Annotated in this window: 18 protein-coding genes and 1 pseudogene; 15 read left to right on the top strand and 4 right to left on the bottom strand. The window is 63.9% G+C overall.

What is annotated here, in order from left to right; all coding sequences use genetic code 11:
• The first annotated feature begins 68 nt into the window (after positions 1–68).
• The 7 genes from MHEC_RS09090 to MHEC_RS09060 all read left to right on the top strand — a co-directional run bounded on the left by MHEC_RS09090 (position 69) and on the right by MHEC_RS09060 (position 8,359).
• On the top strand, positions 69–1,697 hold the full coding sequence (locus MHEC_RS09090; RefSeq protein WP_048890710.1) for a (2,3-dihydroxybenzoyl)adenylate synthase: 1,629 nt from the start codon (positions 69–71) through the stop codon (positions 1,695–1,697).
• A gap of 62 nt (positions 1,698–1,759) precedes the next feature.
• Positions 1,760–2,749: an alpha/beta hydrolase gene (locus MHEC_RS09085; RefSeq protein ID WP_048890711.1), complete on the top strand. Its 990-nt coding sequence runs from the start codon at positions 1,760–1,762 to the stop codon at positions 2,747–2,749.
• A 2-nt stretch (positions 2,750–2,751) separates the two neighbouring features.
• A complete protein-coding gene (locus tag MHEC_RS09080) occupies positions 2,752–3,603 on the top strand; it encodes an SDR family NAD(P)-dependent oxidoreductase (protein ID WP_048890712.1) in 852 nt (283 codons plus the stop codon).
• A 24-nt stretch (positions 3,604–3,627) separates the two neighbouring features.
• Positions 3,628–4,548, top strand: a complete 921-nt coding sequence (locus MHEC_RS09075) for a reductase (RefSeq protein WP_048890713.1) — start codon at positions 3,628–3,630, stop codon at positions 4,546–4,548.
• 4 nt (positions 4,549–4,552) lie between these two features.
• Complete coding sequence (locus tag MHEC_RS09070; RefSeq protein WP_048890714.1) at positions 4,553–6,049, top strand: flavin-containing monooxygenase; 1,497 nt, start codon at positions 4,553–4,555, stop codon at positions 6,047–6,049.
• A 6-nt stretch (positions 6,050–6,055) separates the two neighbouring features.
• Positions 6,056–6,970 (top strand): MerR family transcriptional regulator, encoded by a 915-nt coding sequence (locus MHEC_RS09065; RefSeq protein WP_048890715.1) that lies wholly within the window; start codon positions 6,056–6,058, stop codon positions 6,968–6,970.
• A 177-nt stretch (positions 6,971–7,147) separates the two neighbouring features.
• Positions 7,148–8,359: a sodium-dependent bicarbonate transport family permease gene (locus MHEC_RS09060; protein WP_048890716.1), complete on the top strand. Its 1,212-nt coding sequence runs from the start codon at positions 7,148–7,150 to the stop codon at positions 8,357–8,359.
• A 17-nt stretch (positions 8,360–8,376) separates the two neighbouring features.
• Here MHEC_RS09060 and MHEC_RS09055 read toward each other — a convergent pair whose 3' ends face one another.
• Positions 8,377–9,729, bottom strand: coding sequence for a salicylate synthase (locus MHEC_RS09055; RefSeq protein ID WP_048890717.1), 1,353 nt, complete (start codon positions 9,727–9,729; stop codon positions 8,377–8,379).
• Positions 9,730–9,940: 211 nt separating this feature from the next.
• Here MHEC_RS09055 and MHEC_RS09050 point away from each other — a divergent pair, with 211 nt between their 5' ends.
• The 5 genes from MHEC_RS09050 (at position 9,941) to MHEC_RS09030 (ending at position 13,002) form a co-directional block, all read left to right on the top strand.
• Positions 9,941–10,156, top strand: a complete 216-nt coding sequence (locus tag MHEC_RS09050; protein WP_048890754.1) for a hypothetical protein — start codon at positions 9,941–9,943, stop codon at positions 10,154–10,156.
• A gap of 123 nt (positions 10,157–10,279) precedes the next feature.
• Positions 10,280–11,479 (top strand): sodium-dependent bicarbonate transport family permease, encoded by a 1,200-nt coding sequence (locus tag MHEC_RS09045; RefSeq protein ID WP_048890718.1) that lies wholly within the window; start codon positions 10,280–10,282, stop codon positions 11,477–11,479.
• A gap of 147 nt (positions 11,480–11,626) precedes the next feature.
• Positions 11,627–12,037 carry a DUF302 domain-containing protein gene (locus tag MHEC_RS09040; RefSeq protein WP_048890755.1) on the top strand — a complete coding sequence of 137 codons (411 nt, stop codon included), beginning with the start codon at positions 11,627–11,629 and terminating at the stop codon, positions 12,035–12,037.
• Complete coding sequence (locus MHEC_RS09035) at positions 12,034–12,648, top strand: mycothiol-dependent nitroreductase Rv2466c family protein (RefSeq protein WP_048890719.1); 615 nt, start codon at positions 12,034–12,036, stop codon at positions 12,646–12,648. Before MHEC_RS09040 ends, MHEC_RS09035 begins: the two co-directional genes overlap by 4 nt.
• Positions 12,649–12,729: 81 nt before the next feature.
• Positions 12,730–13,002 carry a metal-sensitive transcriptional regulator gene (locus MHEC_RS09030; RefSeq protein WP_048890720.1) on the top strand — a complete coding sequence of 91 codons (273 nt, stop codon included), beginning with the start codon at positions 12,730–12,732 and terminating at the stop codon, positions 13,000–13,002.
• 27 nt (positions 13,003–13,029) lie between these two features.
• Here MHEC_RS09030 and MHEC_RS09025 read toward each other — a convergent pair whose 3' ends face one another.
• Both MHEC_RS09025 and MHEC_RS09020 read right to left on the bottom strand, forming a co-directional pair.
• The gene (locus tag MHEC_RS09025; protein ID WP_048890721.1) at positions 13,030–15,906 is read right to left on the bottom strand and encodes an MMPL/RND family transporter; all 2,877 of its coding nucleotides are present in this window, start codon (positions 15,904–15,906) and stop codon (positions 13,030–13,032) included.
• Entirely contained in the window at positions 15,903–16,334 is a 432-nt protein-coding gene (locus tag MHEC_RS09020) for an MmpS family transport accessory protein (RefSeq protein WP_048890722.1), read from the bottom strand. The genes MHEC_RS09025 and MHEC_RS09020 overlap by 4 nt, the downstream gene beginning before the upstream one ends.
• Positions 16,335–16,455: 121 nt before the next feature.
• Between MHEC_RS09020 and MHEC_RS09015 the strand changes: the two genes are divergently transcribed.
• The 3 genes from MHEC_RS09015 (at position 16,456) to ctaD (ending at position 19,342) form a co-directional block, all read left to right on the top strand.
• Entirely contained in the window at positions 16,456–16,809 is a 354-nt protein-coding gene (locus MHEC_RS09015; RefSeq protein WP_048890723.1) for a carboxymuconolactone decarboxylase family protein, read from the top strand.
• 55 nt (positions 16,810–16,864) lie between these two features.
• Positions 16,865–17,548 carry a PIG-L deacetylase family protein gene (locus tag MHEC_RS09010; protein ID WP_048890724.1) on the top strand — a complete coding sequence of 228 codons (684 nt, stop codon included), beginning with the start codon at positions 16,865–16,867 and terminating at the stop codon, positions 17,546–17,548.
• Positions 17,549–17,656: 108 nt separating this feature from the next.
• Positions 17,657–19,342, top strand: coding sequence for an aa3-type cytochrome oxidase subunit I (gene ctaD / locus MHEC_RS09005; RefSeq protein WP_048890725.1), 1,686 nt, complete (start codon positions 17,657–17,659; stop codon positions 19,340–19,342).
• A gap of 236 nt (positions 19,343–19,578) precedes the next feature.
• On the opposite strand, the pseudogene MHEC_RS09000 reads toward ctaD, so the two are convergent.
• Positions 19,579–20,721 (bottom strand): annotated as a pseudogene (locus MHEC_RS09000) (IS3 family transposase).

Genomic DNA, 20,721 nt, shown 5'->3' with positions numbered 1-20,721 from the left:
GGGTCTCGCTCAGGTGCGGGCATCCCGCACGACCCCGACGCCGCGTCTGACGAGAGAGACTCACGCTGGTGGACCTGGAAGGTTTCGTGCCGTTCCCCGCTGACCGGGCCGAGCGATACCGGTCTGCCGGTTACTGGACCGGGCGGACTGTCGATTCGATCCTGACCGGTGCCGCGCGGCGGTGGCCCGATCGCCCGGCGGTGCTCGACGCCGACGGCGCCGGCCGGTGCCTGAGCTTCGCCGAGCTTGACGCCCGGGCCGATCATGCGGCCGCGGGGCTGCGAGCACTCGGCATTGCGGCCGGTGATCGGGTGCTGCTGCAGTTTCCCAACACCGCAGCGTTCGCGGTGGCGCTGTTCGGGCTGCTGCGGGCCGGCGCACTTCCGGTGCTGTGCCTGCCGGGGCACCGCGCCGCCGAAATAGGGCATTTCGCCGCGGTCAGCACGGCCCGGGCATTGCTTATCGCCGATGCCGCAAACGGATTCGACTACCGCTCGATGGCCGACACGGTTGTGCGCGATCATCCCACCCTGCGGCACGTCGTCGTCGACGGCGAACCCGGGCCCTTCGAGTCGTGGTCACGGGTGTGTAGCGCATCGGCGCCGGCGCCGCCGATGCCCGAAGTGGACACGGGGTCTCCGGCCTTGCTGCTGGTGTCCGGCGGCACAACCGGGCTGCCCAAACTCATTCCGCGCACCCACGACGACTACGTGTACAACGCCGCGGCCAGTGCCGCGGTCTGCCGGCTGACCGCCGACGACGTCTATCTGGTGGTGTTGCCGGCGGCGCACAACTTTGCGCTGGCCTGCCCCGGCTTGCTCGGGGCGATGACGGCCGGGGCCACCACGGTATTCACTACCGACCCCAGTCCCGAGTCGGCCTTCGCCGTTATCGCCCGCCACGGCGTCACTGTGACGGCCCTGGTGCCGGCCTTGGCCACGCTGTGGGCCCATGCGTGTGAATGGGAGCCGGTGACGCCGAAAACGCTGCGGCTCTTGCAAGTTGGCGGCGCCAGGCTGGACGCCGGGGAGGCCCGCCGGATCCGCGAGGCGTTGACACCGGGGCTGCAGCAGGTATACGGGATGGCCGAAGGGTTGCTGAGCTATACCCGCCTCGACGACCCGCCCGAAATCCTCGACCACACGCAAGGACGACCGCTGTGCGACGACGACGAGCTGCGCGTTGTCGACGGCGCCGGCCACCCGGTTGCACCCGGCGCCGAAGGCGAGTTGGTGGTGCGGGGACCCTACACGCTCAACGGCTACTTCCGCGCCGAGCATGACAATCAGCACTGCTTCGACGCCGACGGCTTCTACCGCACCGGGGATGTGGTCCGCCTCCTGCCCAACGGCTACCTGCAGGTGACCGGCCGCGTCAAAGACGTGATCCACCGTGGCGGAGAAACCATTGCCGCGCAGGAGGTAGAAGAGCATCTGCTCAGCCACCCGGCGATCGCCTCGGCTGCGGCGGCGCCAGTACCGGACCGCTATCTCGGTGAAAAGATCTGCGCTGCAGTCGTTTTCGTAGGACAGCCGGTGACGCTGGCGGAGCTGAACCGCTACCTCGACCAGCGTGGGGTGGCTGTGCACGCCCGCCCCGACATCTTGGTTCCGCTGGCGGCGCTGCCCACCACCGCGGTCGGCAAGATCGACAAGTCGGCGATCGCCCGGCTGGCCGCCGAGCGGCACCCGCTTTAGGGCCGTGTCGACGCGAAAAACTGCCATTGACTAATGTCACCATTTGCGGTTGACTCAGTCGCATGGGTGACGGAGTTCCCGCCCGGGGGTCGCTGCGGTCACGCAGTGCAGCCGCGCTCAGCGCGCTGACCTTGCGACAGATCAGCGCGCTGCTCCCGCCCGAACGAGCCTGGGGTCTGTGGATCTCGCGTCAGATCGTCGCGCGGATCATGGACGCCTTCGGGCCCTCCCTGGCGGGCACCCGTGTCGAATCGGTCGACTCGACGCTTGCCGACGGACGCCGGGTCGTCGGCGAATGGGTGCTGGGGCCGGGCGCGCAGCGGGCCGACGCGGCCGTCTACTTCCTGCACGGCAGTGGCTTTGCGATGTGCTCGCCGCGCACGCACCGACGGTTGACGTCGTGGCTGTCGAAACTGACCGGCTTGCCGGTGTTTTGTGTCGACTACCGGCTGGCCCCCCGGTATCGCTTTCCCACCGCCGCCGACGACGTGCGCGCCGGCTGGGACTGGCTGCTGACAGGGGCTGGCCTGGCGCCGGAAAGGCTTGTGGTCGTTGGTGATTCGGCGGGCGGGTATTTGGCGGTCGACCTGCTGTTGCAGCCCGACGTCACCGCGGCGCAACCGGCGGCGCTGGTGTTGTTCTCCCCGCTGGTCGACCTGACGTTTCGCCTCGCCGCCCGCTGCGAGCAGCGCCGCCGCGATCCGGCGATCCGCGTCTCCGATGCCGCCCGGCTGGTCGGACTGTACACTCGCGGAGTCGATCCCGCCCATCCGCGGCTCACGCTCGATGTCGTCGGCGGACCGGCGCTGCCCTCGACCCTGATCCAAGCGGGCGGGGCCGAGATTCTCGCCGAGGACGCGCGCCGCCTGGCCAGCGACATCCGTGCGGCCGGCGGAAGGTGCGAGCTGCAGGTCTGGCCCGACCAGGTGCACGTCTTCCAGGCGTTGCCGCGCGTCTCCCCGGAAGCCGCCAAGGCGATGGCCTATGCGGCACGGTTCATCACAAATGCATTGGGCGCCACCGAGCTACGCGCAGCCGGGAAGGCGGGCTAGGAGTGCTCGGGCTGTTCAACAAAAAGAAGACGAGCTACGGGGCGTCGGCAGTGGTGACCGGTGCCGGCAGCGGCATCGGCGCGGCATTCGCCGTCGAACTGGCGCGCCGCGGCGGTGCAGTGGTCTGCAGCGACATCGACGAAGCCGCGGCCGCCATGACCGTCGAAACCATCGCCGGCCAAGGCGGTAAAGCCGTCGCCGTCCGCTGCGACGTATCCAACGTCGACGACGTGCGGCAACTCGCCGACCAGTCCCGGTCCTGGTTCGCGGCTGCCCCCACACTGGTGGTCAACAATGCCGGTGTCGGGGCCGGCGGCACGCCCATCGGCGAAGCCCCCCTGGAGGATTGGCGCTGGACGCTGGGCGTCAACCTGTGGGGGCCCATTCACGGCTGCCACGTATTCACACCGATCCTGCGTGAGGCGGGGTCTTCCGCTCCCCCACGCGGCATCATCAACGTTGCCTCGGCGGCGGCTTTCGGCGCAGCACCCGGCATGGCCGCCTACAACGTCAGCAAGGCGGGTGTGCTGTCGCTGTCCGAAACCCTGGCCGCCGAATTGTCCGGCACCGGAATCACTGTCACGGTGTTGTGCCCGACATTCGTCAAGACCAACATCGTCGACTCCGGGCGCATCAGCCCCGAAAGCGCCGAGCTTGCGTCGAAATTGATGCGCTGGACCGGAATTTCGCCCGACCGGGTGGCACGGGCATGCCTGGATGCCAACGACCGCGGCGACCTGTACTGCATGCCGCAACTCGACGCAAAGATCGGCTGGAACATCAAACGTTTAGCGCCGACGGCCTATACCCGCACGATCGGCGTGGTATCTCGGGTTACCCCGCACTGGGATTAGGGAACAGGTTGAGGAGTCGCGCAGATGACGATCGACATGGACGCTATGCTCGCCAAGATCAAAGACCGGCAGTGGGCGCTCGCCGACATCGACTGGGACGCCCCGGGCGCCGAGACGATCGACGACGACTTCCGGCCGAGGCTGAAGGCTTTCATGGCCGACCTGTGCTGGATCGAGAACATCGGCGCGCGCGGGTTCGCGGCGTTGGCCAAAAAGGCGCCTACGCCGACCATCGCCGAGATCTACCGCTATTTCCACGCCGAGGAGCAACGCCACGCCAACGCCGAACTGGCACTGATGAAGCGCTGGGGAATGCTCGACGACGGCGAAATGCCGCAACCCAACGTCAACATCCGGCTGGCGATGCAATGGCTGGACACCTATGCCGACGGCATGTCGCTGTCGATCCTGGGTACTGTCATCCCGATGCTGGAGGTCGCCCTGGACGGGGCGCTGCTGAAATTCCTTCTCGACGAGGTCGACGACCCGGTGTGCCATCAGGTGTTCGAAAAAATCAACAACGACGAGTCCCGGCATCTTGCCGTCGATTTCGAAGTGCTCAACATGATCGGCCATGCCAAGGCTCGCAAACTGGCCATCGAGTTCGTCGGCAACGTCGCCTCACCCGGGTTGATTATCGGCGCACTGATGTATCTGCCGCTGCTCAACCGGGTACGCAATGAGCTCGCCGACATGGGGATGGAGCCGGAACGGCTCTACAACGCGGTCAAGCGGTTCAAGCAGCTCGGCGAGCGCGGCGAGTGCACCCGGCGAGTACCGACATACCAGGTGCTCAAGCGGCACGCCGCGATGGTGGTCAACCCGCGCCACCCATATCACCTGGTGGCCAATTCGATGGTGTGGCTATCCGAGTTCTATCCCAGACGGTTGCTCAAACCGGTGCCCAGCTGGTTCAACGAGCTCACCTACGAACCGGCAGCGTAAACTGATGGCGCGCAGTCATGTTCATCCGACATTGATCGTCGGGGCCGGCTTCACCGGCCTGGGCGCTGCGATCAAGCTGCTCCAAGCCGGTGTTGACGATGTAGCCATCCTGGAGCGCAGTGACCGGGTCGGTGGCACCTGGCGCGATACCACGTATCCGGGTGCCAGCTGCGACATCCCGTCGCTGCTGTATTCGTATTCGTTCGTGAGAAATCCCACCTGGTCGCGGACCTACTCCCCCGCCGACGAGATCTGCCGGCATATCGAGGACATGGCCACCCGGTTTGATGTGCGTCGCCATATCCGGTTCGGTCACAACGTCAACGGGCTGACATTCGACGAGACCACCGGTGTCTGGACCGCGACCACGAGCAACGGCAAGCGGTTTCGCGCGCGCACCGTCGTGCTGGCATCCGGTCCTTTGTCCGACGCCAGCTTCCCCGACATCCGCGGCATCAATTCCTACGCCGGCCGCAAGATTCACAGTGCACGCTGGGACCACGGCTATGACTTCACCGGCAAGCGAGTCGGCGTCATCGGCACCGGGGCCAGCGCCATCCAGATCATCCCGGAACTTGTCAAGCAGGCACAGTTCGTCAAGGTGTTCCAGCGCACCCCGGGCTGGGTGCTGCCCCGCCTGGACTTCCCCACACCACGACCGGTGCAAGAGCTCTTCGCAAAAGTTCCTGTGGCACAACAACTTGCTCGGCACGCGTTGTTCTGGGGCCACGAGGCCAGCGCCACCGCACTGGTGTGGAATACGCCGCTGACCTCGCTGGTGGCGCGGTTGGGCAAGGCGCATCTGCGGCTGACGGTCAAAGATCCGTGGCTGCGCCGGCAGCTGACACCCGACTTCGTTCCCGGCTGCAAACGCATGCTGGTATCCAGCGACTACTACCCTGCGCTGCAGCGCCCCAACTGCAAGCTCATCGACTGGCCAATCGCCACTTTGAGCCCTGCAGGCATCCGCACCAGCGACGGCATCGAACACCATTTGGACTGCATCGTTTTCGCCACCGGTTACGACGTGCACCTGACCGGACCCCCGTTTCCGGTTACTGGGCTCGGTGGTCGCTCGCTTAACGCCGAATGGGCCGACGGTGCGCAGGCCTACAAGAGCATCAACGTGCACGGGTATCCGAACCTGTTCATCATGACCGGACCCAATTCCGGGCCCGGGCACAACTCGCTGCTGGTCTACATCGAAGGCCAGCTCGACTACGCGGTGCGCGGCATTACCACGATCCTCGACCGAAATCTCCGCTACCTCGACGTGCGCGCCGACGTGCAGCGCCGGCACAACCAGCTCATCCAGAAGCGGCTGGCCAGGACGACGTGGATGTCGGGCTGCCGGAGCTGGTATCTGACCAAGGACGGGTTCAACGCCTCGATGTATCCGGGTTTTGCCACCCAGTATCTTCGGCAGATGCGCGATTTCCGGCTCGCCGACTACCACGCGGTTACACACCCCGCCGACGTCGGCATGAGCTCATCGGCCTGATTGACGATGGCCGCCGACCGACCGCCACGGGCAGAAACCGGCAGTATCGCCGGGGTGCTGACCAACCTGCGGCGCGCGCCCGGGCGGGTGCGGCGACAGTCGCGGGAGTTCATCGAATCCGCGGTGTCACAGCTCTTCGATGCCGCGGTGCGACATCCGCATGGTCTGCCCGTGTCCGGCGAATACCGCATCGACGATCTGGCCCGCCTGGCCGGCACCACCACACGCAATATCAGGGTGTATCGCGACCGTGGCCTGTTGCATCCACCGCTGCGGGTCGGTCGGATCGCGCTGTATAACGACACGCATCTGACCCGGCTGCGCTTGATCACCTCGATGCTCGACCGCGGATACACCATCGCACACGTGCGGGAGATGCTCAGCGCCTGGGAAAACGGCAAGAATCTCGGCGACGTTTTAGGCCTGGAGTCCGCGATCGTGGGCACCTGGGCCGCCGAGAAGCCCCAGACCGTGCCGCTCGCCGATGCTCGCCGACTGATCGGCGAACCGGGCGCGTTCGACCGACTGGTGAAGTTAGGCGTGATCCGCGTCGAGGGCTTGCAGGCCATCATCATCCGGCCCAAATTGATCGAGGCTTTCAACGAGATCCGCGGCTATGGCGTCACCATGGACAAGCTGATCGACCTGCATGAGCAGATCGTTCCGCTGACCGACCAGATCAGCGAGATGCTGGTGCGCGCCGGCGCCGAGCACGTCGCCAACCGCATCAAACCCGGCGAGCCACTGCCGCCCGACACCGAAATCGCCGAACTGATCACCATGCTGGTGCGGTTTCGCACCCAGGCCGTCGCCTCGGTCGCCGCCACCCTCGCGTCCTCGATCGAATCCACGATCGAGTCGTTGGTCAGCCGCATTCTCGCGGACTACCTGGCGAGTTCGCCTGAAGCCGAAGCGAACTAGCAACCCAAACCACCACGGCCGCCACACCCGCACGGCGCCCTCGCTGACCCCACGAACCACCGCCGTTTTGACCATGTGAGCGCCCGGTAACCGGACATTTTCGGCGCGTTCACATGGCCCGTCTCGTGAGGCGGCCAAGCTTGGTATGGCCGAATTATCGAGGCAGGGGACGAGTTTATGCTGCTGGAATTCTGGGAGAACTTCCGACACAACCTGTTCAAGCCGCTGTTGCTGTTCTTTTATCTCGGGTTCCTGATTCCGTTGCTGAAAGTGAAGTTCGAGTTCCCGTATGTGATCTATCAGGGCCTGACGATGTATCTGCTGCTGGCCATCGGCTGGCATGGCGGTGAACAACTCGCCACCATCAAGCCGTCGAGCATCGGCAGCGTCGTGGGATTCATGGTGGTCGGCTTCGCGCTGAACTTCGTGATCGGCATCCTCGCCTACCAGCTGTTGACCCGCATGACGTCGATGCGCCGGATTGACCGGGCGACGGTCGCCGGTTATTACGGATCGGATTCGGCCGGCACCTTCGCCACCTGCGTGGGCATCCTTGCGGCAGCGGGGATGGCTTACGACGGCTACATGCCCGTCATGCTGGCCGTGATGGAGATCCCTGGCTGCCTGGTTGCGCTGTATCTGGTGACACGGCTGCGCCACCGGGGCATGGATGCCGCCGGCAACATGCCCGACGAGCCTGGCTATCGGCGACCGGCGAAGCTCGGCCCGGGCGCGGCGACCAAGCCGGCCGACGGCCGCGACCTCATGACCCAGGACCAACCGGTCGAGCCGGCATTAGAAATCCGGTTGGAGAAACGCGAATCTGGCAAGGCGCGAACCGGTGCCACGTCACATGTTGCCGCGGCCACGCTGGTGCGCGAAGTCATACTCAACCCGGGGCTTTACCTGCTGTTCGGCGGCATCGCCATCGGCTTCATCGGCGGGCTGCAAGGACAAAAGGTGATCCACGACGACGACCCCGTCTTCGTAACGGCCTTCCAGGGCATCCTATGCTTGTTCCTGCTCGAGATGGGGATGACGGCATCTCGCCACTTACCCGACCTCAAAACCGCCGGCCGCGGCTACATCGTGTTCGGACTGTTGGCGCCCAACCTTTTCGCGACGCTGGGCATCGTGGTCGCGCACAGTTATGCACACCTCACCCACACGCATTTCGCGCCGGGAAGCTACATCCTCTTCGCGGTGCTGTGCGGGGCAGCATCGTATATCGCGGTGCCCGCGGTGCAGCGGCTCGCGATTCCGGAGGCAAGCCCCACGTTGCCGCTCGCAGCATCACTAGGCTTGACGTTCTCGTACAACGTCACCATAGGAATACCGGTCTATATCGAGATCGCGCGCGCCGTCACACAGCACTTCCCGATCCGCTGACGGCAGGTATCGCGAAACTAGCGGCGCGCGACCAAATACGGCGCCAGCGTGGTCAGCTTCTCGCAGGTCTCCTCGAATTCGCGGTCGGGATCCGACGCGCCGATGATGCCGGCCCCAGCGCGCAGCCAGGTATGACCGTCGTGCTCGAAGACCGCCCGCAGTGTCAGCGCGGCATCCAGTCCACCGTCAGCCGAAAACATGACCACTGCACCGGAATACAACCCGCGCGGGCTCTCGTCGAGACGCAAGATCGCGTCGACACCGGCGGCCTTGGGAATTCCGGACGCGGTGACGGCGGGAAACAACGCCTCCAGGGCATCCATCCGGTCTTTCGACGCGTGGAGGCGGGCACTGACGGTCGAGCCCAGGTGCTGCACGCTGCCGCGCTCGCGAACCGTCATGAAGTCGGTGACCGCCGCGCTGCCGGGCTCGGCGATCTCCGCGATCTCCCGCAGCGAGCCGCGCACCGAAATCGCATGCTCCACAATCTCTTTAGAATTCGACTCCAAGTCGTCGCGAGCTTTCCGGTCGTGCAGCTCCCCCCGGCCCAGCGCCCGCGTGCCCGCCAGCGGCTCAGTGATCACCACACCGTCGCGGCGCACGGAGGCAACCAGTTCCGGACTGTAGCCAAGGGCGCGAAAACCGCCCAGCCGCAACAAAAACGAACGTACCGGGGTGTTGTGTCTGCGGCCCAACCGATAGGTGGACGGAAAATCCAGCTCGAACGGTACGTCGACGCAACGCGACAAGATCACCTTGTGATACCGGCCGGAAACGATCTCGTCGATAGCCTGTGCGACCCGAGCGCGATAGCCCGCGGTGTCGACGGTCACCTCGACCGGTGAGGCGCTCGGCAGCCCCGGCACACCGTCGCTAAGCAACCGGTGTACGGCCTGCTGCTGGCGGTCTTCGGCGCCGTGTAAGTCGACCCCGTCGCTGGTGACCACGATTCGGGTCCGCGGCCAAAACACCCGCGCAAGCGGAGTATGCGGCGCCAACCGCTGCTGCAGTCCGAAACGATAGGCCCCGAATTCGAAAGCAATCCAGCCAAAGGCGTGGTCGGTTTCCAGCAGCAGCCGGTCGATCGCGTCGCCGAGCACCCGTCCCGGCGACCCGGACCACGGTTGGCGCCGGGTGACGCCGTCGCGGACGACGCGCAGCTCGTCGCTGTCGAGCTCGACCAGGGACAGCACGCCGCACGCCAGCACCCATTGCCCGTCGTGCTCGTAGAGCAGGTAGTCTTCGCCGTCGCATTCGGGCAGCGCCACCGCCAGCTGGGCTGCCAGGTCGGCCGGGTCAATGTCGGCGGGCAACCGGATCGACAGTGACGCGGCGGCTGCGGAGCTTGTCTCGACACCGACCTCGGTCACGGTTAGTAAATGTAGCCTAACCTATCAAGCAATGGGTGAGTCTCCCGTCCCCGCCGAGGGGACGGTCACCGTGGTGATCACCCGCCATCCGGCGTTTCCGAAACGTTTACGTGCCAGCCGCCTAAGAGCTGTGTTGGCGCACACGGCGCTCCGTAAGATCGCAACCCGGTTTGCGGATCCCACGAAGAGCACGACAGAAAGGGCAGCCAGCATGTTCATCATCCGGCTCCTCGACGGCGAAGAGATCCACGCAAACGAAGGCGACCAGCTCACGATCAACCAAGAGACCGGCGTGCTGACCGTGTCACGTGTCGACGGCTTCGATGAGGTCACCACCCACTACTCACCTTCGGTCTGGGCGTCGGTGACCCACCGCGTCAAGGGTGCCGTCGGCGTCAGGCCGGCGCTGGTGCCGGCATCGCGTTAGCGACTCGTTGAACCTGTGGGTTGTCTGCCAATGCCATGGCAGTGCTGCGCCCCGAGTCGCCAGTCGGCATCGACGCCGATATGTTTGAGCCGCGTCCGCAGCGCTGAATGAGGGAGACGCCGCATGCTCTTGGAGTTCTGGCACAACTTCACGCACAACCTGTTCAAACCGCTGCTGCTGTTCTTCTATCTCGGGTTCCTGATTCCGCTGCTGAAGGTCGAGTTCGAATTCCCCTACGTGATCTACCAGGGGCTGACGATGTACCTGCTGCTGGCGATCGGCTGGCATGGCGGCGAAGAGCTCGCCACCATCCACGCGTCAAGCATCGGCAACATCGTCGGCTTCATCGTCTTGGGCTTCGTCTTGAACTTCGTGATCGGGCTGCTGGCCTATCTGCTGCTGACCCGCATGACCAAAATGCGGCGGATCGACAAAGCCACGGTCGCCGGCTATTACGGATCGGACTCGGCGGGCACCTTCGCCACCTGCATCGGGGTGCTCGCGACCGTGGGGATGGCCTTCAACGGCTTTATGCCGGTCATGCTGGCCGTCATGGAGACACCCGGCTGTCTGGTGGCGCTCTTCCTCGCGGCGCGACTGCGGCACAAGGGGATGGACGCGGCGGGGAACATGCCGGGCGAACCCGGATATACGCCTGTGAGAGTCGGGCCGGGCGCGGCTACTCGGCCGGCTCCGGGGGCGCAGCTGGCGAGCGAACCGCAAGCCGGAATCGAGCAGGAACTCGCGCTGGAACTGCGCGAGCATCCCGACGCCGAGAACGACCGGCGCACTGGGACGGTCCAGCTGCTGCGAGAGGTCTTGCTCAACCCGGGCCTGTACCTGCTCTTCGGCGGGATCGCCATCGGGCTGATCAGCCGGTTGCAGGGCCCGAAGGTCGTGCACGACGACGACAGCGTCTTCGTGACCGCCTTTCAGGGCGTGCTCTGCCTGTTCCTGCTCGAGATGGGTATGACCGCCTCACGGCGCCTGAAGGACCTGAAGACCGCCGGCCCCGGCTTCATCGTGTTTGGTCTGCTGGCTCCGAACCTGTTTGCGACGCTGGGGATTATCACCGCCCACGCTTACGCGCATCTGACCCACTTCCACTTCAAGCCGGGCACCTACATCTTGTTCGCGGTGCTGTGTGGTGCCGCGTCCTACATCGCCGTGCCCGCGGTCCAGCGGCTCGCGATCCCTGAGGCCAGCCCGACCCTTCCGCTGGCCGCATCGTTGGGCTTGACGTTTTCCTACAACGTCACGATCGGAATCCCGCTCTACATCGAGATCGCCCGCGTCGTCACCCAACACTTTCCGGTGACCTAATCCCGCCACCCGCGCCCGTCGACCGGAATCGAGGGCTGAGCCAGCTGCCGTCGGCTACACCGCAGGGTTGTATACCCACACCGGTATCGGTTAGACTCGTATCGTATACCGGTGCGGGTATATGAGGTCCCCGACGGAGGGAAAACCATGTCCATCGCGATAAGCACCTCGACCACTGGCGTTGGCTTCGACAAGGTTGTCGCCAAGACGCGGGAAGTCTTGAAAGACAATGGCTTCGGCGTGCTAACCGAGATCGATGTGCAGGCGACCCTCAAGGAAAAGCTCGGCGAGTCGATGGAGCGCTACCTGATCCTGGGATCCTGTAATCCCCAGCTGGCCCACCGTGCGCTGAATGCGGACAAGCAGGTTGGGCTGCTGCTGCCCTGCAACGTCGTGGTCCGCGAGGACGCACAAAACCCGGCGACAGTGCACATCGAGGCGATGGACCCGCAGGTGATGGTGCAGGTGGTCGCCGAACCGGCGCTGACCCCGGTGGCCGAGCAGGCAACCCGATTGCTGCGCGAAGCGATCGACACCCTGGCCAAGGAATTGCGTTGAGCGCGATCGAACTCTACCTGGACCCGATATGCCCGTTTTCGTGGGTGACCTGGCGCTGGTTACAGCAGGCGGCCACCGCGACGGGCCGCACCTGCACACTGCGCCAGATGAGCCTGGCGATCCTCAACGAAGGAAAAGACGTCGACTCACATCAGCGGAACAAGTTGGCATGGTCACGTCGTCTGGGGCGAGTTTTCGCCGCCGTGACCGCCCGGGGTGGCCCCGAGGCCTTTGCGAACCTCTACGACGCTTTCGGCACTCTGATGTATGACGCGGCCAAGCCATCGGATGAAACCGTCCTCACCGAGGCGCTGGCCGCAACCAAGGTCGGCACGACTCTGGTTGACGCACTCGACAATCCGGCATGGGACGAGGATGTACGAATTACGCACCGCCGTAGTCAGGACGCGCTGGGAGGCAGTGCGGGAAGCCCGATCATCGTGGTCAACGGTCGGGGTTTCTTCGGACCGGTGCTGACCAGTGTTCCCGGTCGAGATGACGGTGTGACGTTGCTTGACGCCGTGCTGACCGCCGCGTCCACTCCGGGATTCGCCGTGCTGCAGCGCCCCTACCAGGGCCCGCCACGGGCTGCCGCATCCGAAAACCGCTGATGTGCTGCGGCGATCGCCGTCAACCGACGACCGTGGCGCTGGTGGCGTCCATCATCGTTGGAAGAAAGGACACCGACAATCATGGCGACCACTGATACCAAAGCAATGGAGTTGGTGCTCAAACGATTGCGCCGCGCCCAGGGCCAACTCGCCGGGGTCATTTCCATGATCGAATCCGGCCGCGACTGCAAGGATGTTGTCACGCAACTGGCTGCGGTCTCCCGCGCGCTGGACCGCGCCGGTTTCAAGATCGTCGCAACCGGCATGCGCCAGTGCATCACTGGGGCTACCGGCGAACTCGGCACCCCGTTAAGCGAAGACGAACTGGAGAAGCTGTTCCTGTCGCTGGCATGAACCAGCCGGGGATTGACGGCCAGAAAATTACACGGCCATGTCCTCTTTCAACAGCAGGGAACGCACCGTCCGGCGCGGGCCGTGGGGCCGAAGCATCATGCTGGCCGGGCGCCGTCGCACCCGAAGCGGCCACCAGAACCAGCGCCCGAGCAGCGCTGCAACAGACGGCGTCATCAGCGAACGGACAACCAGCGTGTCGAACAACAGGCCAAGGCCAATTGTGCTGCCCGCCTGGCCGATCGAACGCAGGTCGCTGGCGACCATGGACATCATCGTGAAGGCGAACACCAGACCTGCCGCGGTGACCACTTGGCCGGTTTCACCGACGGAGCGGATGATGCCGGTCTTTAGCCCAGCGCCTATTTCCTCCTGGAACCGCGAGACCAGCAGCAAGTTGTAGTCGGAGCCGACGGCGAGCAGGATGATCAAGCCGAACACCGGCGCGATCCAGTTCAGGTCCGATCCGATCAGGTGTTGCCAGACCAGCACCGAAAGCCCGAACGCGGCTCCCAGTGACAGCAGCACCGTGCCGACGATCACCGCCGAAGCAACCAGGGCGCGGGTGATGATCAGCATGACCACGAAAATCAGTGTCAGCGCGGCGATTCCCACGATCAGCAGGTCGTAGTGGGCGCCGGATTGGATATCGCGGTAGATGGCCGCTGTGCCGGTGAGGTAAAACTTGGCGTCGGTCAGCGCCGTTCCCTTCACCGCCTGATGCGCAGCAGCCAGCTCCGGCATCACCGCCGCAATGCCGGCCGGAGTTGCCGGGTCGGTGTCGTGGGTGATGATGAAGCGCGCAGCGTGGCCGTCCGGCGACAGGAAAAGTTTGAGACCGCGCTGAAAATCCGGGTTGTCAAATGCCTCCGGGGGCAAGTAGAAATAGTCGCCGCTTTTAGCGGCGTCGAACGCCTCACCCATCGCGCTTGCCGTGTCGGTCATGCGTGATATCTGGTTGACCAGACCCGCGAAACTACTGTGCATGGTCAGCAGGGTTTCGCGCATGACCTTCGAGACCGCGATGATCGGCGGAAACTGTTGCAGCATTTGGGGAACGACGGCATCGATGCCATCCACGTCGTTAAGCAGCGCGTCCATGTTCTCGCTGAACTTGTCGACATCGTCGAGCGCGTCGAAAACTGATCTGGTCGCCCAGCAGGCGGGGATGTTGAAGCAGTGGTTTTCCCAGTAGACGTAGCTGTGCAGCGGCCGGGCAAAATCATCGAAATCGGCCAGGCGATCCCTCATCTCGTCAACAGTGACCTTCAGTTGCTTCATGTCGCTGCTCATGTGATGAGTAGTGTCGGACATGCGGCGCATCAGACTGTACATGCGCTCCATCGCGGCGATCATGGCGCCGAGATCGCCACTCATTTTGAGCATGTCGTCCATCCGGTCCCGCATGAACTGGAGATTCTCTCGGACGGGAATCGACGAGGCACTGATTTGGAAGGGTATCGACGTGTGTTCGATGGGGCCGCCCAACGGCCGGGTGATGCTTTGCACCATCGCGACACCCGGTGCGCGAAAGACATCTTTGGCAATCCTGTCCAAGATGATCATGTCGGCGCTATCGCGCATATCATGATCGCTTTCGATCATGAGGATATCGGGATTCATGGTGGCAGCGCTGAAATGATGCTCGGCGGCCGCATATCCGACATTCGAGGGCAGGTTGCGGGGTATGTAGAAGCGGTCGTTGTAGCTGATTTTCATGCCTGGCATGATCAAAATACCGACAATCGTAATGACTAGCGACGCTGCGAACACGGCTCCCGGCCAGCGCACGGCGGCGGTGCCGACGCGGCGCCATCCCCGGGTTTTGGTCATCCGCTTGGGCTCCAGCAGACCGAATCTGCTGGCCAACACCACGACGGCCGGTGCGGCGGTCAACGCGCCCGCGATCACCACCAGCAGCCCGAGCGCCGAGGGAATCCCCAGCGCCTTGAAATACGACAACCGCGCCAAGTGCAGGCAGAAAGTAGCGCCGGCGATGGTCAGTCCTGAGCCGAGGATGACGTGATAGGTACCGCGAAACATCGTGTAGTAGGCGGTTTCCCGGTCTTCGCCGGCTTGGCGCGCCTCGTGGTAGCGGCCGATCAAAAAGATCGCGTAATCGGTTCCCGCCGCGATTGCCAGCGAAGAAAGCATCGCCACCACGAACGTCGAAAATCCCAGCAGGCCGTAATTGCCGAGTGTTGCGACAAGACCTCTGGCCGTGCCCATTTCGAAGCCCACCATGACAAGAACCAGCAGCACGGTGCTGACGGAACGGTAGGTGACCAGCAGCATGATCATGATGACCACGCCCGTTACACCCATCATTTTGAACATGCTTTTGTCCGCAGCCTCGTTCATGTCAGTGGTCAGTGGCGCCGGGCCGGTGACATACACCTTGAGCCCCTTGGGCGGCGTTGAGTGATCCACGATGTCGCGAACTGCTCGGACAGACGCATTTCCCAACGTGCTGCCCTGGTCGCCGGCCAGATTGAGCAACACATAAGCGGCCTTGCCGTCGCGGCTTTCGACACCGGCGGCAGTGAGCGGATCGCCCCAGACATCGTGGACGTGCTGAACGTGCTGAGCGTCAGCTTGCAGCTTTTTCACCAGGTCGTCGTAATACCGGTGCGCCGCACCGCCCAGTTTGGTGTAGCTGTCCAGCACCACCATCGCGATGCTGTCGGAGTTCGATTCATGAAATGTCGCGCCGATCCGCTTGGCAGCGATCATCGCTGGTGCGTCTTGTGGCGACATGGTGACCGCGTGGTGTCTGGCGACCGATTCGATCGGCGGCACAAGAACATTCAGTGCGAGGGTCAACAGCAGCCACGCCACCAGAATGGGCACAGCGAATCTGCGCACGAACCGCATGAATGCGGGGCCGGCATCGCTCTCGTGGTTCATGCGGCCTTCACCAGGCAGGACACCTGAGCGTGGTGGCCGGCCGAGGACTGGACGTCTTTGACTTCGCCGTCCACGGTGATGCGGCAGCCGATCGCATCGCTGTCGCCTTGAGCCACCACGTTGGCGATGACCGCAGGTGCTGTCGTGACAAGCGTGTAGGTCCAGGGCAGGCTGGTGAAGTTGGTCCGCTCGGGTCGGACATGGTCGTTCAGGTAGCTCACGTGTCCGGTTGTTGCATCAGGGCCGTACACCTCGTAGGTCACCCGTTTGCGATGCGCTGGTGCCAGCGGTTCGGCGCTTCGCCCGGTCGCTGAAAAGATCTGCTCGGAGCCGAAAATGCCCCGCAGTCGGATGACCGCGACACCGCCGAGAACTACGGCCACCACGACAATCAGAGGCACCCAGGCTCGGGTGAGAAATCTCAGCATGGCAAGTCTCCTCCGGTACGGCATGCGGGCGGTTGACACCCATTGGCCAAGCACCGATCCGCTCAAGGAGGTGGTGCCCAGCGGGTATGCTATCGCGCTTGGACATGATACCCTATAGGGTATGTCTGGGCACCATCACGAAGTCCTCTCCGACCTCAACCCGCAACATCGAGCGCTGCGGCAGATGATCCCGGAGGTTTATCGCGGGTTCGCCGAGCTGAGCAACGCCGCACTGGAATCGGGTGCGCTGGAGCGCAAAGTCAAAGAACTCATCGCGATGGCAATCGGGGTCGTGCACGGCTGCGACGGCTGCATCGCCTCGCACGCCCGCGGCGCCGCACGTGCCGGTGCCACCAAACAGGAGGCGGCCGAAGCTATCGGGGTCAGCATCCTGATGCACGGCGGCCCGGCCACCATCTACGGGGCGCGGGCTTATGCGGCTTTTTGTGAATTCTCCGACTCCGGCACAGGATAGGCATGACAGTGTCAGGACTTTCGCTCGGCCGGGGGCGCGGGTGGCCTCTCATCCGATGACCCGCGACGGTGCGCAGGCGACGGGGCGGCTCCCTGCCTGGCGATGCGTTCTTGCTGTCGTCGCCCACCCCGACGACGAGTCGTTCGGTTTGGGTGGCCTGCTTGCGGCTTTCGGCGAGCAGGGCGCGCGGCTGGCGGTGTTGTGCTTTACCCGCGGCGAGGCGTCCACCCTGCATGGCGTTTCCGGTGATCTCGCCGACATCCGGGCACGCGAAATCGCTGCTGCCGGCGAGGAGCTCGGGGTCGGCACAGTGGATTTACACAGCTACCCAGACGGATGCTTACCCGGGATGCCGGTTCAGGAATTGGCGACGCACGTCATCGTCCTGGCGCAGCGCCTCGACGCGCGGGGGCTGCTGGTGTTCGACCCGGCGGGCGTCACCGGGCATCCGGATCACCGCCAAGCCACGGCCGCGGCATGTATGGCCGCGGCAAAGCTGGGCCTACCCGTGCTGGGCTGGACACTGCCCGCGACCGTCGCGGAGACCCTCAACACCGAATACAACAGCTCGTTTATCGGACATCAACCCGGCGACATCGACATTGTCGTGCGGGTAAACCGGCAACGCCAACACCGAGCGGTGCTGCGTCATCGCAGCCAAGCCCTACCCACCAGCGTATTGTGGCGACGCCTTGACCTGTTGGGCCCCTATGAGCACACAAGATGGCTACGCCCATGAAAGGCCGGCTATCGGAAGGCCTGCTCAGACAAACTAGCCGCGCAACGGCCAGCGTCTTGAGTACCCGGACTGCGTTCAAGCCAACCCACTGTCGATGTGGGAGGTGCCATGACCGCTGAAGCACCGACTTTCACACCGCTGCAAGCTCGCCGTCCGTTTCCGGCCCGGCTGGGCCCGAAGGGGACGTTGCTGTATCGGTTGATCACGACGACCGACCACAAGTTGATCGGGTTGATGTATGTGGTGACCTGTTTCGTGCTGTTTTTCATCGGGGGTTTGTTGGCGTTGTTGATGCGCGCCGAGTTAGCCGCCCCCGGGCTGCAGTTTTTGTCCAACGAGCAGTACAACCAGCTGTTTACCATGCACGGCACGATCATGCTGCTGCTGTATGCCACCCCGATCGTGTTCGGTTTCGCCAATTTGGTGTTGCCACTGCAGATCGGCGCCCCAGATGTAGCGTTCCCCCGGCTGAATGCGTTGTCCTACTGGTTGTTTTTGTTTGGTGCGCTGATCACGATCGCCGGCTTCATCACCCCTGGCGGGGCGGCAGATTTCGGATGGACCGCCTACACACCGTTAAGCGATGCCGTGCACAGTCCCGGTGCTGGAGGGGATTTGTGGATCCTGGGGTTAATCGTGGCCGGTTTGGGCACCATCCTCGGCGCGGTCAACATGATCACCACCGTGGTGTGTTTGCGCGCACCCGGCATGACGATGTTTCGCATGCCGATCTTCACGTGGAACATCCTGGTCACCAGCATCCTGGTGTTGCTGGCCTTCCCGACTCTGACCGCCGCGTTGTTCGCGCTGGCCTACGATCGGCATCTGGGCGGCCACATCTATGACCCGGCCAACGGTGGAACCATCCTATGGCAGCACCTGTTCTGGTTTTTCGGTCACCCCGAGGTCTACATCGTGGCGCTGCCGTTTTTTGGCATCATCACCGAGATCTTGCCGGTTTTTTCCCGCAAGCCCGTCTTCGGCTACACCACACTGATCTACGCCACCCTCGGTATTGCAGGACTGTCGATGACGGTGTGGGCGCATCACATGTTTGCCACCGGTGCAGTGCTGCTGCCGTTTTTCTCGTTCACTTCGTATCTGATCGCGGTGCCCACCGGGATCAAGTTCTTCAACTGGGCCGGCACCATGTGGAAGGGGCAACTGACCTTTGAGACGCCGATGCTGTTCTCGATCGGTTTCCTGGTGACTTTTTTACTCGGCGGCCTCACCGGTGTGCTGCTGGCCAGCCCCCCGCTGGACTTCCACGTCACCGACACCTATTTCGTGGTCGCCCACTTTCACTACACGCTATTTGGCACCATCGTGTTCGCCACCTTCGCCGGCAGCTACTTTTGGTTTCCCAAGATGACTGGGCGGATGTTGGATGAGCGGCTCGGCAAACTGCATTTTTGGTTGACGCTGATCGGTTTTAACACCACGTTTTTGGTGCAGCACTGGCTCGGTGATAGGGGCATGCCCCGCCGGTATGCCGACTATCTGCCCACCGACGGGTTCACCACACTCAATGTCATTTCCACCATCGGGGCGTTGGTGCTGGGCGCCTCGATGCTTCCGTTCATCTGGAACGTGTTTCGCAGCTGGCGCTATGGCGAACCGGTCACCGTCGATGACCCATGGGGCTACGGCAACTCCCTGGAGTGGGCCACCACCTGCCCACCGCCCCGACACAATTTCTACGAGCTGCCTCGCATCCGATCCGAACGGCCCGCCTTCGAAATGCACTACCCTCACATGATTGAGCGTATGCGCGCCGAAGCCCACGTTCGCTAGTCGGTCAAGATTGCCGCAAGCCGTGACCGCCACGAGTTGGGCCATCGGCCACCGATGGTCGGCGGTTTGCCGACCATGGGTGGCAATCGGGGCGCCTCTCAGCGGGCGTTAGCAGCCGCGATCAAACTTTGCGGCTTTCAACTTTCGGATTTAGCGCACGCTCGGTCGCGGTCGGAATGGCGAGTCCCCGATACTGAGTCCACCCGGTTCTAGAGTCGGGTTTTGTTGTTCTGGATTCAGTTGATTTCGCAGGCCACAGGGGTGTGGGTGTGGCTGCATCGGGCAGCGTACTCGGCCGGGGTGAGGTAGCCCAGCGCGGAGTGACGATGCCGGTGATTATGTTCGTGCTTGAAGTCACCGATGACTACTCGGGCCTCCAGCAGGTTGGTCCAGTGGTTGCGGTTGAGGCACTCCTTCCTGAGCCTGCTGTTGAACGATTCGATGTAGGCGTTGTCCCACGGCGCTCCGGGTGGAATGTAGGACAATCCGACTGTGCCGTCACAAAACTGTTGCAACGCTTGCGAAATCATCTCCGGGCCGTTGTCCATGCGCAGCACCAGCGGCGGTCCACCGGCGGAGGCGAACACCCGCTCGAGTTCATCGACGAGACGCTCGCCGGTAATCGAGCGCTCCACGATGTTCAGCAGCGATTCGCGAGTGTGCTCGTCGACCATCGACGCGATCTTGACAGCCTTGCCGTCGATGGTGGAGTCGAACTGAAAATCGATCGCCCACACCACCTTGGGTGCGTCCGCGACGACCTGCGGCGCCGACGACACCCCGCGCGCTTACGCGGCGAATACGCCCGCCGCTGCAGTCCTTCCTCACGCCACAGCCGGTGGACCTTCTTTTGTTGACCTCACGGCCCTCATCGTGGCGCAACGCCGCCCAGGCGCGCCGAAACCCATGGCAGGGATGTTTGGTGGCATACGCGCGCAGCCAGACCCGCAGATCGGCATCCGGGTCGGCCGGGGTCGCCGCGACCGGAGTGCGCCGGTAGGTAGAACGAGCCAGCCCAACCGCCTTGCACGCCAACCGCTCCGACATGCTCAACACCTCTTTGAGCATGTCCACGGCGCGACGCTTGGCGGCCGGGCTCAGAATTTTCCCTTCGCAACCTCCCGCAACGCATCCTTCTCCAACTCCGCCTCGGCCAAAAGCCGCTTCAACCGCGCGTTCTGCTCCCGCAACTCCTTGAGCTGCCTGGCGGCATCGATATCCATCCCGCCATAGGTGCGGCGCCAGTTGTACAGCGTCGCCGCCGACACCTCCAGCTCGGCGGCGATCTCCTCACCGGTCTTGCCCGCCGCGGCCAGCTCGTCCGCGCGGCGCAGCTTGCGCACGATGTCCTCCGCGGAATGCCGCTTCCGACCACCCAT

This window comes from Mycobacterium heckeshornense, assembly GCF_016592155.1.
Taxonomy (GTDB): Bacteria; Actinomycetota; Actinomycetes; order Mycobacteriales; family Mycobacteriaceae; genus Mycobacterium; species Mycobacterium heckeshornense.
This window is presented reverse-complemented; position numbering and strand designations above follow the sequence as displayed.

Bases quoted from the DNA above. Each gene is read 5' to 3' on its own strand.
- MHEC_RS09020 (WP_048890722.1), bottom strand. From the start codon at position 16,334: ATGCTGAGATTTCTCACCCGAGCCTGGGTGCCTCTGATTGTCGTGGTG.
- MHEC_RS09065 (WP_048890715.1), top strand. From the start codon at position 6,056: ATGGCCGCCGACCGACCGCCACGGGCAGAAACCGGCAGTATCGCCGGG.
- MHEC_RS09060 (WP_048890716.1), top strand. From the start codon at position 7,148: ATGCTGCTGGAATTCTGGGAGAACTTCCGACACAACCTGTTCAAGCCG.
- MHEC_RS09085 (WP_048890711.1), top strand. From the start codon at position 1,760: ATGGGTGACGGAGTTCCCGCCCGGGGGTCGCTGCGGTCACGCAGTGCA.
- MHEC_RS09050 (WP_048890754.1), top strand. From the start codon at position 9,941: ATGTTCATCATCCGGCTCCTCGACGGCGAAGAGATCCACGCAAACGAA.
- MHEC_RS09015 (WP_048890723.1), top strand. From the start codon at position 16,456: ATGTCTGGGCACCATCACGAAGTCCTCTCCGACCTCAACCCGCAACAT.
- MHEC_RS09030 (WP_048890720.1), top strand. From the start codon at position 12,730: ATGGCGACCACTGATACCAAAGCAATGGAGTTGGTGCTCAAACGATTG.
- MHEC_RS09070 (WP_048890714.1), top strand. From the start codon at position 4,553: ATGGCGCGCAGTCATGTTCATCCGACATTGATCGTCGGGGCCGGCTTC.
- MHEC_RS09010 (WP_048890724.1), top strand. From the start codon at position 16,865: ATGACCCGCGACGGTGCGCAGGCGACGGGGCGGCTCCCTGCCTGGCGA.
- MHEC_RS09045 (WP_048890718.1), top strand. From the start codon at position 10,280: ATGCTCTTGGAGTTCTGGCACAACTTCACGCACAACCTGTTCAAACCG.
- MHEC_RS09075 (WP_048890713.1), top strand. From the start codon at position 3,628: ATGACGATCGACATGGACGCTATGCTCGCCAAGATCAAAGACCGGCAG.
- ctaD (WP_048890725.1), top strand. From the start codon at position 17,657: ATGACCGCTGAAGCACCGACTTTCACACCGCTGCAAGCTCGCCGTCCG.
- MHEC_RS09025 (WP_048890721.1), bottom strand. From the start codon at position 15,906: ATGAACCACGAGAGCGATGCCGGCCCCGCATTCATGCGGTTCGTGCGC.
- MHEC_RS09040 (WP_048890755.1), top strand. From the start codon at position 11,627: ATGTCCATCGCGATAAGCACCTCGACCACTGGCGTTGGCTTCGACAAG.